The 13,249-nt window shown below is 58.1% G+C and carries 11 protein-coding genes; 8 read left to right on the top strand and 3 right to left on the bottom strand.

The window, feature by feature from the left end; translation table 11 throughout:
- Window positions 1-176: 176 nt before the first annotated feature.
- The 3 genes from ACERIT_RS15465 to ACERIT_RS15455 form a co-directional block, all read right to left on the bottom strand.
- Window positions 177-1,385, bottom strand: a complete 1,209-nt coding sequence (locus tag ACERIT_RS15465; RefSeq protein WP_373675759.1) for an MFS transporter — start codon at window positions 1,383-1,385, stop codon at window positions 177-179.
- 160 nt (window positions 1,386-1,545) lie between these two features.
- Window positions 1,546-2,100, bottom strand: coding sequence for a diadenylate cyclase (locus ACERIT_RS15460; protein ID WP_373675758.1), 555 nt, complete (start codon window positions 2,098-2,100; stop codon window positions 1,546-1,548).
- Window positions 2,101-2,265: 165 nt separating this feature from the next.
- Window positions 2,266-3,447, bottom strand: a complete 1,182-nt coding sequence (locus ACERIT_RS15455; protein WP_373675757.1) for an MFS transporter — start codon at window positions 3,445-3,447, stop codon at window positions 2,266-2,268.
- Window positions 3,448-3,655: 208 nt separating this feature from the next.
- Here ACERIT_RS15455 and ACERIT_RS15450 point away from each other — a divergent pair, with 208 nt between their 5' ends.
- From ACERIT_RS15450 to ACERIT_RS15415, 8 genes are all read left to right on the top strand, one after another.
- Window positions 3,656-4,441, top strand: coding sequence for an MBL fold metallo-hydrolase (locus ACERIT_RS15450; protein ID WP_373675756.1), 786 nt, complete (start codon window positions 3,656-3,658; stop codon window positions 4,439-4,441).
- Window positions 4,442-5,236: 795 nt separating this feature from the next.
- Entirely contained in the window at window positions 5,237-6,406 is a 1,170-nt protein-coding gene (locus ACERIT_RS15445) for an ABC transporter ATP-binding protein (protein ID WP_373675755.1), read from the top strand.
- Window positions 6,407-6,948: 542 nt separating this feature from the next.
- On the top strand, window positions 6,949-8,238 hold the full coding sequence (locus ACERIT_RS15440; protein WP_373675754.1) for an ABC transporter substrate-binding protein: 1,290 nt from the start codon (window positions 6,949-6,951) through the stop codon (window positions 8,236-8,238).
- A gap of 26 nt (window positions 8,239-8,264) precedes the next feature.
- Window positions 8,265-9,227 carry a carbohydrate ABC transporter permease gene (locus ACERIT_RS15435; RefSeq protein WP_373675753.1) on the top strand — a complete coding sequence of 321 codons (963 nt, stop codon included), beginning with the start codon at window positions 8,265-8,267 and terminating at the stop codon, window positions 9,225-9,227.
- A 1-nt stretch (window position 9,228) separates the two neighbouring features.
- Window positions 9,229-10,161, top strand: coding sequence for a carbohydrate ABC transporter permease (locus ACERIT_RS15430; protein ID WP_373675752.1), 933 nt, complete (start codon window positions 9,229-9,231; stop codon window positions 10,159-10,161).
- A gap of 235 nt (window positions 10,162-10,396) precedes the next feature.
- Complete coding sequence (locus tag ACERIT_RS15425; protein WP_373675751.1) at window positions 10,397-10,813, top strand: hypothetical protein; 417 nt, start codon at window positions 10,397-10,399, stop codon at window positions 10,811-10,813.
- A 166-nt stretch (window positions 10,814-10,979) separates the two neighbouring features.
- Window positions 10,980-11,963, top strand: a complete 984-nt coding sequence (locus ACERIT_RS15420) for a Gfo/Idh/MocA family protein (protein ID WP_373675750.1) — start codon at window positions 10,980-10,982, stop codon at window positions 11,961-11,963.
- 250 nt (window positions 11,964-12,213) lie between these two features.
- Window positions 12,214-13,140 (top strand): NAD-dependent epimerase/dehydratase family protein, encoded by a 927-nt coding sequence (locus ACERIT_RS15415; protein ID WP_373675749.1) that lies wholly within the window; start codon window positions 12,214-12,216, stop codon window positions 13,138-13,140.
- Window positions 13,141-13,249 lie beyond the last annotated feature (109 nt).

Below are 13,249 nucleotides of genomic sequence, written 5' to 3'. Positions count from 1 at the left end.
TACTCTCAGTAAGTCGACGGCCGTTCAGGATCGCAAAATGCAGGCGCCGTATCGAGCGGGAGTGGACCGGCGGTGAAATCCTCAAACGAGGATCAGTTCAACCAGTATTCCGTCCGAGAGATGGGGAGTCTCGACGATCGATTTCGGGCATCAGCTCAGATCCGAGCAGTAGGAATTCACCCGATCGAACTGGACTGATCGCGATTCCGGAATTCGTACGCGACGATGAGGCCGGCACTCACGAGGAGACATCCGACCAGTCCAGCAAACGCAGCGGTGTAACTCGCAATACCGGCCACGAATCCGACGTACGTTGGGCCAAGGCTACCGATTCCGATATACACGGTTCGCATCCCTCCCAGATCGCCGCCCATGCTCTCGTCCGGAAAGACGTCCATGAGGTATGCTTGCATCACCGGTGGAAACGACATCAACCCGGCTGCAAAGACGCCAATACTGGCAAATAGAAGCGTTGTGTTCTCGACGATTAACACGCCCGTAAGCCCGACCAAACCGAGCAGTAAGGCGCTGGCAGCTACCGTTGTGCGCTTAAATCGATCGCCAAGCACTCCGGCTATGGGCTTTACTCCCATCCCGACGAGAAAAAGAACCGCAAACCCCGTGCTCGCGAGACCGACCGAAAATCCCTTTTCGAACTGAAGAAACGTCGGGAGAAACCCGGTTGTACTCTGCCACGTGAACGCGAACAGGACGTAGGCGAGGAGGGACCACCGGAGACGATCGTTACCGAACAGCCGTCGCCCCGTCGACCGGACGCCGAGGTGAACCGTCTCGAAGACGTATGCCTCACGGCTCCACAGATGGAAAACGAGCAGTAACCCCGCAAATATCCCGACCATCGGGAGAAACGCCGCGTTCCAGGTTGCAAATGCAACCGCAACGACCGCAAGCCCTGCCGCGGAAGCGTTCCCGAGATCTCCCGCTGCGGTATGGACCCCAAACGCTTGTCCACGGCGTCTGACGAAGAGGTCGGAAACAAGTGCTCGTGCCGCCGTCGGATACAGACCGGCACCGAGGCCGACGACGGCCACTCCGATCAAAAACATCGAGTACGATACTGTTCCCCAAACGACGAGAAATCCACCGATGAGCAGACCCAATCCCGAAACGAGGAGGGTTTTACGAGAGAGTCGGTCCGACAACCGCCCACTCGGATACTGACAGAGTGCATAGATGCCCCACATCAACGTAAGCGCAAACCCGGCTTGCGTCGACGTGATCTGGAGGTCGGCGATGATGTTCGGCAAGAGAGGCGGGAGCAGTTGGCGCCCCATCTGGATGAACAGCCATCCGAGTGACGTCGCGAGGAAGAGTCGGCCGGAGTACCCAGTTACCAACCGCTCCCGATCGACTGATTCGTTCACGCTACCACGTAGCTGACACGAGGTCCGGAAATATGCCTTGGGATATCCGATCGGAACTGTGGCGTCTGTGAGTCGATCGTTTCCGGAGAGTCATCTCCGAGGTGGTTCGAACGGATTTTGACGCCGACTGAACGTCGCGGGTCGATTCAGCACCATGCGTTTACTCGGGGCGCCACCGTCCGCCGATCTCCTCACGTGGGTAATCCTGATACGTCCCATTTAAAAACGAAGAGACGCGACCGTTTTCTTCGCTCAAGGTCACAGCCCACAGCACTTCCTCACGGGTGGTGATCTCCATCGCACTCAGATGTTTCGTTCCCATCCAGTCAGCGTAGGCCAACTCCGCAGTGTTGTTCATCTCATCCGGGCTGGGGCTCCGAACACGAACCATCTGTTCTTGAATGGTGCCATCCGCAGCAATGACGACAGCCCCATCGCAGCTGAATGCCACGTCTCGTGCCACGTCGATAAACGGTTCAGCCGACTCGGAAACGACGCTGCACCGGTCAACGGGCCACGTGTTCGCCCCAAGTGGATCCGTGTACTCGACGAAGTCAACGTCAGCAACAATGAGAAAATACAGACTCGGTCCGGAAACGTACTGCTCGTCCCATCGGGTGAACTCGAGACTGAGCGTCTCACAGGTGTACCTGAGTAGGTCCATCAGCTCCTGGCTCGTCTCATAGTTCACCTGGGATGAGGTACGATCGACCATTGGTATGGTAGCTATCCATTTACACCCTACAGCTACAGTCGCTTCAACCCTTGCTCCCTGATGGAAAACGACAGCGTGTTCGGGACTGAACATTCGCCCCACCTTCAGAACGAGCCGGCCGGTCTCACGGATGGTGGGAGAACGTTCGCCCAGTCGATCCCGCGCTCACAGATCGAGGCCAAATATCCGATTGCTCGCGAGCAACAGCACACACACAGAAAGCAAGGCGACGACTGCACCGTAGCTGACGGGCCAGCCGAACTGCTCCGCGAGGGTGCCGACGACGACACTTCCCGACGCGCCGACGAACATGTAGACAGTCCGCACCAGCCCGAATCCGTATCCGCGCTCCGCATCGTCCAGTTGGTCCATGAACCGGGCCTGTGTCGTGCCGGGCCAGGAAACACCGACGCCGAGCAGCGCCGTCCCGGCGACGAGTCCGAGGTTGCTCGGGACGAAAATCAGGATCAAGAACGCGAGCCCGGTGAGTGTGACACTCGACCCGATCGCGAAGTCCCGCGAGACGTAATCGGAGACGAGACCGGCAACCGGCTGTGCGATCGCCGAGATACCGAAGACGGCCCCGAATCCGACGCCCGCCAGGCTGGGTTCGACGCCTCGGAACTCCACGAGAAAGGTCGGGAAAAACGAGCCGATCGCCTGGAAGGTGAACGCGGTTATGATCGCTATAATCGTTGTGTAGGCCACGCTGGGCCGGGAGAGCAACTCACGGATCTGCTGGACATCGACCGCATCGCGGAGGCTCCGAGACGAGTTCGCCGGCGGCAGCGACGAGACCAGTCCGAGCGTCATCAAAAGCGCCGGGAGCGCAACTGCCGCGCCGACGGCGACGGAGAACCGCCAGCCGAAACGCGCGGCGAGATAACTCCCACCGATCGGATAGACGACGCCCGCGACGGCTCCGCTTGCGGTTAGCATGCCGAGTGCACCGCCGTGCTCCTGGTAGAGCCGCGAAATCAGTGCCGAGGCTGGTGAATAAAAGAGGCCAGCGCCGGCTCCGAGAACGACGACGAAGATGCCGTACAGACGTATCGACGGTGTGATCGAGACGAGCGCCGCTCCGACGACGGTGCCGGAGAGCCCGACGAGCAGGAGCGGCCGTTCACCGAACCGATCCGCCAGGATGCCGCTCGGAAACTGAAAGAGGGCGTAGACCGCCCACATGCCCGTGAGCGCGAGCCCGATTCTCGATTTCGTCGTTCCGAGATCGGTAAGAACCAGCGGAACGACCGCTCCCAGCAACAGTCGGACGCCGAACTGAGCGAAGTTACCTCCGGTGAGGGCAACAAGCGTACTTCGTCGTCCGTCGGGCGGCCACTGTTCCACGGTTGTTCTCGGGCCGGAAGCGTGGTGGTCGATCGGGAGAAGGCAACACTGGCCGCGATCGCCGGCTTCGAACGAGACCCGGCTCTGGGTGATTTGGGGACTCCATCGATGACCAGGGATGTCGGATCGCCGACGGTCGGTTCGTCGACAACTCATGATCGGCTCGTACACCCACGATTTAAGCGGTCCGGACGCTACCCTTCCGGTAATGGTGGACATCACCGTTCTGATGGACGACCGGATCGAGGCCTTGCGACCACGTGCCCTGCAGGCGGAACACGGCTTTTCCGTGGTCGTCGATGGCATCCTCTTCGACACGGGGGAAAGCGGGGCCGCCGTAGCCAACGCCAGACGTCTGGGCCTACCGACGGCGTACGACACGATCGTCTTGAGTCACGGTCACTACGACCATACGGGCGGGCTTTCAGCCTTCCTCCCGGAGGCAGAGACGCTTTACGTCCACCCGGACGCCTTCGAATCGAAGTTCCGCGAGGACGATTACATCGGCAACCCCTACCGTCGCGATCGGATCGCGGCAGATGTCGACGTGACTACCCACACCGATCCCGTAGAGGTAGCTCCGGACATCTACGCGCTGGGCGAGATCCCCCGCTCGTACCCCGACAACCCGACCGGCGTGACGGTGGACGCGGACGGCAAGCGAGTGACGGACCGGATCCGCGACGACCAGTCACTGGCGATCGACACCGACGACGGCGTCTTTCTCATCTGTGGATGCTGTCATGCCGGTCTTCGGAACACGATCGAGCACGCCGAGACGGTCCTCGACGGGCCGGTTCGGGCCGTTCTCGGCGGAACCCATCTTACCGCCGTCGACGAGGAGACCGTCCACGAGATCGCCGACTGGCTCGAGGGGCGACTCGACCTCCTTGCACCCTCTCACTGCACCGGGCCGGCCGCCAAACGGATCCTCGCTGACCGCTTCCCGGCGGCGTTCATGGAGGTCGGTGTCGGCAGCGAGATCGACTGGTAGCTGACGCGACCGCGAGTCACACCCTCCGGTGGCGCTCACTCCGGCCTTCAGACCATACTTTGGATACCGTCCCCTCACAGGGATTCGGAACTGATGCAGAGTTGGGATACCGGCTGCATGATTCGATCAAACAGCGTGGACTTTCGTTCCTGTCTCTGTGGTCGCTAGACCGGCGTGACTAAAACAGTTTTAAAACGAAGACGTTCTTGGTTATATCATATTAAATAGACGTCCAAATGGTTGCAGTAGCTGTGGGTCTCGACGTGAAACTCGACTCCGTCTTTTCTGAGACCGCCCGCGAGATCGGCGCGTCGTCGATGAGTGATCCCTGTGTGATCGGGAGCATAAACGTCGAAAAACGCCGTGTCTGGAAGTTCCGTTTTGGTCAGAATCGACGGCGGCGTACTGCCGATACTGTTCGCTGATTCGGATCGCCTTTTTGAACTCAGTTGTGAACTGCTGTACATCTCTGTTTTTGGAGTCTAAATTATCCCAAAGGAGAATATATTCAAAAGTGATGGTTCTTCGAAATAGTGGCGAATACCTGTTCACTGATCGCGCGGGTGTCTACACTCACCTCGCTCCCACAAACCTCACCTCGCTCCCACAAACCTCACCTCGCTCCCACAAACCTCACCTCGCTCCCACAAACCGCAATCGATCTACTCACGAGATCCGGTGCGGCGTCACTTTCGATCAGCGGAATTCGAAACGCTGACCACCTCGTTCGTAACGTAACACGATGATCTCACGAAACCCGGGTGCTTATATATGAGGATGTTCGTACTGGAAGGTATGGCCGAACTCTCTTTAAGTGGGACAACAAAAACATTCAACGACGGCGGTGACGAGATACTTGCGGTGGACGACATCGACCTCGAAATCAACGACGGGGAATTTCTCGTTCTGGTTGGGCCTTCCGGGTGCGGCAAGTCCACAACCCTTCGGATGATCGCAGGTCTTGAAACCCCGAGTGGGGGGGACATAGCTCTCGATGGCAAGCCGATTCAGGATAAGCGCCCACAAGAGCGGGACATTGCCATGGTGTTCCAGTCGTACGCCTTGTATCCCCACATGACCGTCCGGGAAAATATGTCGTTCGGACTTGAAGAGTCGACCGAGTTGTCGGACCAAGAGGTCAACGAGATGGTCGAAGATGCTGCCGAAACGCTTGGAATCCCCGAACTCCTCGACCGGAAACCAGGGGCTCTCTCCGGCGGTCAACAACAGCGTGTTGCGCTCGGTCGTGCTATCGTTCGGAACCCGGAGGTGTTTTTGCTGGACGAACCGCTCAGCAACCTCGACGCGAAACTCCGTGCGGAAATGCGAACGGAACTCCAGCAGCTACAGTCCGAGCTCGGTGTAACGACGGTCTACGTCACCCACGATCAGACCGAGGCGATGACAATGAGCGACAGGATCGCCATCCTCAACGACGGAGAACTCCAGCAGCTCGGGACCCCGATGGAGTGTTACCACGAACCTTCGAACCTGTTCGTCGCGGGATTCCTTGGCGAACCATCGATGAACTTCTTCCACCTGGACCTCGAGGGTGAGACACTCGTCTCGGATTCTTTCGAATACGACCTCCCACCCGAAATCGCGTCTACTGTGAAAGGCCACGATGAAATCGTGTTGGGCGTCCGGCCCGAGAGCGTCGAGATCAGTGACGACGTCGAGACGGACGGGAAGCAAGGCGAAATCCCGGCGATCGTAGATGTCGTCGAACCTCACGGAAACGAGAATGCGGTCCACCTCCGGTTCGAAAACGGGACGGCCCCCGATCTAACCGTGATGATCGATGGGATGCGGTATTTGACCGCCGAACAGGAAGTCAGCGTCCGTTTCCCGGAGGATTCAATCCACCTCTTCGACGCAGAAAGCGGTGTCGCTCTCCATAACCGGAAATTGACGAACGTCGACGGAGTCGAAGAGTATTCGGATAGCAGGGACTTCTCCGAGTAAGGATCGCTCTCACCGGTGATCGAGTTCTCAGCCAGTTAGTACGGATTGGAGTCGCCCGGGCGGATCGAGACCACGTTGCTTCTACGCCGCCAAATCGTTGTGAGTGTCAAATCATCGTGAGTGCCTCGTGAATCCGGACGCCGTTACTGATTGAAGACGACGAAACGCCCTCTGCAGCAATATTGTGGAGACTACGAAACACCTCCCACAGCAACCCCGTTCGCGCAGAGCCCGCTTTGCGTGATTACTGATTGCTCTCGACGTCATCATCATGGTCTAGATCGTCCGACAAGGACCCGCTATCTACCGATCCGTCTGGTTTGTTCGACACGTGCTCCACGGTTGGATTCCACAAGTGAGACGGCAACGAAATCGGACTGCTATCCGAGGCTGAAACACAATTACAACCCCAGGAGGAAATGCTTAAATAGTCCGATTTGTAATGGCTCTTCATGCCATACAATGGCAGCGAAGGTAGTGAAAGCAGTCGTGTAACCCGTCGTCGAATGATCCAACTGGGATCCGTCGGAGTGGGTACACTGGTGGCAGGGTGTACTGGCAACGGTGGCAACGGTAACGGTAACGGTAACGGTAACGGTGACAGCAACAATAACGACGATACTGGAAACGGCAATGGCGATGACAGCGGAACGCCGGAGCTATCGGACAACGAAATGGAGGCGCTCCATGGTTGGTCCGGCGGTGACGGAGCTGCAGCGGTCAACCACCTCGTCGAAATGTTCGAGGAGCGTCACCCGGACATCGAACACGACATCAAGCCCATCGGTGGCGACGCGAACGAGAACCTCAATGCGACCATCGCACGGCGGCTGGCGAACCGAAACCCGCCGGATGCCTTCGCTTCCTGGCCGGGCAAAACGATGGAACAGTACGGTGGTCGGTTGATGAACATCACCGACGTGTGGGAGGAGAACGACTACACGGAGACGATGCATCCGAAGTCGCTCGAAGAGAACCGTCTCAACGACGAGTTCCGGGCTATTCCGCTCGGCTCGCACAGGCTTAACAACCTGTTCTACAACGTCGAGGTCCTCGAGGAAGCGGGAGTCGACCCGGAGAGTCTGACGTCCTACGACGCCTACATCGACGCGCTGGAGGCGGTCCAGAACAATACGGACGCAATCCCGATGACAATGACGACCCGCGGATCGTGGGCCAATCTCCAGTACTTCGTGGAATTCCTGCTCGGGACGGAGGGACAGGATGCCTACGAGTCGTGGCTCGATGGCGACGGCGACAAGGATGCGCTCGTTCGTGCGCTCGATAAGACGAAGAACGTAATCGAGAACTACACGAACAACGACAAGTCGTCCATCAGCTTCCCGGAGGCAAACGACAAACTGATCAACGGGAACGCCGCGTTCTTCACGATGGGCAACTGGGCGTACGGGATGTACCGGAACACGGACAACTTCGAGTACGAGGAGGACTGGGGTTGGGTTCCGTTCCCTGGCACCGATGACATGTATGTCTGGCACCTCGACTCGTTCCTGTTCCCCAGGGACGGAAACGCTCCGCAGAAGGCGAAGATCTTCGCCGAATTCCTCGGGACGAAGGACGTTCAGGTGGAGTTCAACAACCTCAAAGGGTCCATCCCGTTGCGGACCGATGTCGATGGCAGCCGACTCACGGACTTCCTCAACCTCAACGTGGAGGATCTGAACAACCTCGACAAGTTCCCGCCGACCCTTGCCCACGGGCTTGCCGGCACCGCTCAGGAACTCAGCGATTGTAAGGACGCGATCGCGTCCAACTTCATGGGTCCCTACGATTCGGAGGCCACGGCAGAAGATCTGATGACCGTCTTCTAAGTGGGCATCCTACAGTTTTCAAACATATGGCTCGTTCACAAGATTCCGCCACTGGATTCCAACTCGTAGATACAGATACGGTAGCAGAGTGGCGTACTCGGCTTCGTGTGATCTGGAAGAGCGATTTTGTTCGATCGTTTCCGTTCTGGTTTATCCCGTTTTTCATCATGGGACTGGGAGTGTACGGCGGCATCGGATACAACACGCTCATCTCGTTGACGGATTACGAAGGATTCAGCCAGGGACCTGACTTCACGCAGTTAGACCTGGAGATGTACGTCCAGGCGATGAATGACCCGTGGATCTGGCTCACGGCGAAAAACACGTTCATCTTGCTCATCGTCTTTACGACGGTGACCATGTTGCTCGGTCTGTTCCTCTCGATCATGCTCGACAGGGGCATCCGATTCAAGGAGAGGGTACAGACCATCTACCTCCTCCCGATGGCTCTGTCGTTCGTTGTGACCGCGCAGTTCTGGCTGTGGATGTACAACGTGGATAACGGTCTGGTTAACGTGATTTTGGGTGTCTTCGGGCTCGGACCATACAACTGGATCGGGAACCCAAAACTCGTGCTCGGTGCAGTGATATTCGCCCTCATCTGGCAGTTCAGCGGATATGCGATGGTCGTCTTCCTCGCCGGACTCCAGTCCATTCCGAATGACCAGTTCGAAGCCGCGAGGGTCGACGGCGCCAGCATCTACAAGACGTACTGGCGGGTGATCATTCCCCAGCTCAAATCATCGTCCGTCAGTGCAGCCGTCGTCTTGATGATCTTCGCGCTGAAGGCGTTCACCTTCCTCTTCTCGATGTTCGGACAGTACCGTGTCCCGAAGGGGACGGACATCCTCGCGACGCTAATGGTCCGTGAGGCGTTCAAACTCCAGAACTGGGCGTACGCCGCCGCGATTGGAACGATACTCCTGGTGATGGCCCTCGCCGTCATCGCACCGTATCTGCATTACCAACACAAACAGGGAAGTCTCTAACATGAGTGGACCGACGCAGTCACGAGAGCGAAGTATCGTGGACGCACTCCCGGAACTGAATTACGGGAAGATAATTCTCTCACTGGCGGTTACGCTCTTTTTTGCGTTTTTCATCGCACCGATCTGGACGGGGTTCGTAACGTCGTTCAAGACGACTGGGGCAGTGACGGCGACGTCGCCGTTTATGCCGGCTGGACCGGGTGGGTTTACGCACGCAAAGTGGCTAGAGGCGATGAACCACCTCTCGAGAGGGTTCATCAACAGCCTCATCATGACGTTCCCGTCGACGATCATCACCGTCTTCTTGGGTAGTACGGCGGCCTTCGGACTGACGCTCGTCAACTGGGGGAAGCGGGCACAGTTCTCCGTCCTGATCCTCTTTCTGATCGGGATCTTCATCCCGTATCAGGCGGTGCTCGTCCCGCTGTCGGACTTCTGGATCAACATCTTCCCGCTGTCGGAAGTCCTCGCACCAGTCTGGGAGTTACCCTACTTGGATACGGAATACGCACGGCTGCTCTCGCTGACGATCACTCACGTCGTCTACGGGATCCCACTGTGCATGCTCCTTTTCCGGGGGTACTACCTCACACTCTCGGACGAGCTGGTCGAGGCCGCAAAGATAGACGGTGCATCGATTTCTCGGATTTACCGGCGGATCATCCTGCCCCTGTCAAAGCCCATGTTCGGCGTGGTGTTCATCTACCAGTTCACGGCGATCTGGAATGAATTCCTCTTCTCGTTGACGCTCATTGGGAGCTCCTCGAGTTCAGCCGCGACGGTAACGCTCGTTCTTGCGGGGCTGGGGACTGACCTGTCGGGGATCGACTTCGGCCTCCGAATGGCGGGGGCCCTATTCGCCGCGTTACCGACCCTGATCATCTACGCACTGTTCGCAGAGCAGTTCGCAAAGGGTCTCGCGGCGGATAATTGAACTAACCGTACTCTATCCCCCATTCTATTCGAGGTGTATTCCATTCGAGACGGCTAGATGTCCGCGTATGACATCGTTTCGACGACGACATGAGAGACAGGTAGTGACGTTCGAATCGAGACACCTGGAGCCAGTCTCGAAACCATTACATATTGCTGGCTCGGATACTGTCAACAATGTCGATAGGCCGCCGCTTCCGGTTCCCAAACGCGTCAGGCGGGGATTGTGTGGAATTATGCGAATAAATTTCGGCCATCCGATCTCGTGGGCGATCGGACTCGGTCTGCTCGCTGCGGTCATCGCCGGAACGGTCGTCCCGTCCCGCACAGCGGCTCAGGAAATCCGTCACATCTTGGGATACTTCCTGATCTTCGCCCCATCGATCTATCTCTTTATCACCCGACGAGAGACCGACTGGGAACGGAAACACCCGAACCTTCGGTTCGTCGTGTTCCTTCTCACGATGACCGTTGCAACGGTGGTCCTCGTCCAGTTCGTCACGTTTGCCGTCGACGGCCCCGGGGGTGTGAGGAACGTCCTTGAGCTCCTGGCAGGAATGGGCGGGTTCCTGATCACGATCTGGATGACGTTTTATGGCGGGGCCGAACGGCTCTGGAGGGTGTTCCTCTCCCGGACGGACGTGAATTGGTGACGGACTCCGAGGTCGGCCATCGAACGTACGCTCGGCCACGACGACACTGAGACGCTTGTGAGGACAGTTGTCCCCTGATCGATATCGAGTCCCAGCAGGACCTCGTGCACGGGATCGTTCCTGCTGGTATCCGAGGACTTACGTGATTCTCCGACATCTGTAACGTATGCGATTTGGAATCATCAGCACGGCCGATATCGGCGTCGATTCAGTCATCCCTGCCATCGTCGCAAGCGATCACGACGTTGCGGCCATCGCCTCGCGCGATCAGTCGGCTGCCCGGGCGGTCGCGGATCAGTTCGACATTCCCGAGGCTTACGGAAGTTACGAGGCGCTCCTTGATGACGAGAGTTTGGACGCAGTGTACATCCCGCTTCCCAACGGACTACACGCCGAGTGGATACGTGCGGCCGCTGACGCCGGTCTCCACGTCCTCTGTGAGAAACCGGTAACTGGCGATCCATCGGAAACGGCTGCCGTCTTCGACTACTGCGAGGAGCAGGGCGTCGTCCTGATGGAGGGGTTCATGTATCGGTTCCACCCGCTTACCGAGCGTGCAAAAGAAATCGTCGAGTCGGAACTTGGCGAGGTGCGTTCCGTCACGTCGACGTTCACGTTCCGAATGCCCGACAAGGCCGAAGACATCAGACTCGACCCGGATTTGGAGGGTGGATCGATCCTGGACGTTGGCACGTACGCAGTCAACGCTGTTCGTCTATTCGTAGGCGAACCCGACCGGGTATACGCGACGACGACCGACCGGCGTGACTGCGGCGTTGATACCGAAATGGCGGGGGTTCTTGAGTACGAGTCCGGCGAGACGGCACGGATCCAGTCCGGATTCGAAACGCCGCTGACCCAGTATTACCGGATCGAAACGTCTGACGGGTGGCTACGTGCCGAGCCGACGTTCGACGTCGGCGTCGACAACAGCACCTCGTTGACGTATGCGGTCGATGGTCGGGAAGTCACTGAACGATTCGGCCCGGCGGACCACTACCGGCTGGAGGTCGAACATTTCGCAGACTGCATCGAACGCGGCGAAACGCCTCGTATCGATCGGGAGGAGAGCGTCGCGCACGCGAACGTACTGGAGGCTGTGTTCGAAAGCGCCCGCACGGAAGAACCGGTCGCTGTCGGCGAGGAATAACGCAGGGCCGTTCGGAACGGTCCGGTATCCATGGATCGGACGTGAGTACTATCGGCTCCACGAGTCGTTCATCGATCGCTGGGACGTTCGAGTGATCGTCTCGTCGGGACTGGATCGAGAAACGGACGGACGGAATGGAGCTATCCGGGAGGAAACGGCATCGCTCCGATTCGTTGTCACCTGTGGATCGTTGCCTCTGGAACGGTATAATCAGCAATTTTATAGCCACTGGTTTCTTTTCCGCAAAGGAATGTCACGAGCAGTGGTTACTGGCGGTTTGGGTGGTTCAGCGAGTTGGGTCGTTTCATCCCTTGCAGAACAGGGATGGGACGTCAGAAGCATTGACTTCCGGAATCCGGATCCGGGGGCGGGACCGGCGAACGTTGATTTCAGGGCGGCGGACCTGACGGACCAGGGACAAACCTGGGAACTCATCGCCGAATTCGACCCCGATTATGTGATCCACTTTGCCGCGTACCCGAATCCACTCGGACATGGCGGTGCACACGTGTATGAGAACAACAGTATCAGTACGTACAACGTGCTTTCGGCTGCAGGAAGCGTCGGTGCGGACGTGGTGTGGGCCTCCAGCGAGACGGTTTATGGAACCGTCTTCGCCGAGCCGTCCTTCCTCCCCGATTACTTCCCTATCGACGTCGATCACCCGCTGCGGCCCGAAGATCCGTACGGAACCTCGAAAGTTGCGGGCGAAGAAATAGCAAAGATGGTTGCAAGGCGACACGACGTGTCCATCGCCTCGATCCGACCCTCGTGGATCAACTACCCCGGCGAGTACGACACCGCCACGATACGTGAGAACTTCGAGTTGGAGACGGCAGAACTCGGCGACGACTTCGGCATCACGTTCCATAACGCTGCAGGGAATTTCTTCTCGTACGTCGACATTCGTGACGTCGTCTCGCTGGTTGAGCGTGCAATGGACGTCGATTTCGACGGCCACCAACCGTTTATGGCCGTCGCTGCCGACAACTTCCTCGACGTGGATACCGTCGACGCCGTCGAAGCCGTCTACGGCGACCTCCCGCCCGAAGTCGACATCAGCGGCGACCAGTCGGCGATCGACTACAAAAATGCCCGTGAGGTGCTCGACTGGGAACCCCAACATTCCTGGCGCGACGCGGAAACGGAAGCGGTTGAGGGACCGAGTTTCGTCTGAAAGAGGCGAACGGGACATCGACGTGTCCCTGTTTCGAGAGTAACTCCGTCACTCCCAGGAAATCTCACACGCGTATGCCAACGAGTGTGTTGGTAATCCGATCCCGTTC

The organism is Halopenitus sp. H-Gu1, from assembly GCF_041821145.1.
Lineage (GTDB): Archaea > Halobacteriota > Halobacteria > Halobacteriales > Haloferacaceae > Halopenitus.
The sequence above is the reverse complement of the archived record's forward strand: the minus strand, read 5'-3'. Positions and strand labels throughout refer to the sequence as shown.

Coding starts and splice junctions, on each gene's coding strand:
- ACERIT_RS15425 (WP_373675751.1), top strand. CDS start 10,397: ATGCGAATAAATTTCGGCCATCCGATCTCGTGGGCGATCGGACTCGGT.
- ACERIT_RS15460 (WP_373675758.1), bottom strand. CDS start 2,100: ATGGTCGATCGTACCTCATCCCAGGTGAACTATGAGACGAGCCAGGAG.
- ACERIT_RS15435 (WP_373675753.1), top strand. CDS start 8,265: ATGGCTCGTTCACAAGATTCCGCCACTGGATTCCAACTCGTAGATACA.
- ACERIT_RS15450 (WP_373675756.1), top strand. CDS start 3,656: ATGGTGGACATCACCGTTCTGATGGACGACCGGATCGAGGCCTTGCGA.
- ACERIT_RS15415 (WP_373675749.1), top strand. CDS start 12,214: ATGTCACGAGCAGTGGTTACTGGCGGTTTGGGTGGTTCAGCGAGTTGG.
- ACERIT_RS15445 (WP_373675755.1), top strand. CDS start 5,237: ATGGCCGAACTCTCTTTAAGTGGGACAACAAAAACATTCAACGACGGC.
- ACERIT_RS15430 (WP_373675752.1), top strand. CDS start 9,229: ATGAGTGGACCGACGCAGTCACGAGAGCGAAGTATCGTGGACGCACTC.
- ACERIT_RS15420 (WP_373675750.1), top strand. CDS start 10,980: ATGCGATTTGGAATCATCAGCACGGCCGATATCGGCGTCGATTCAGTC.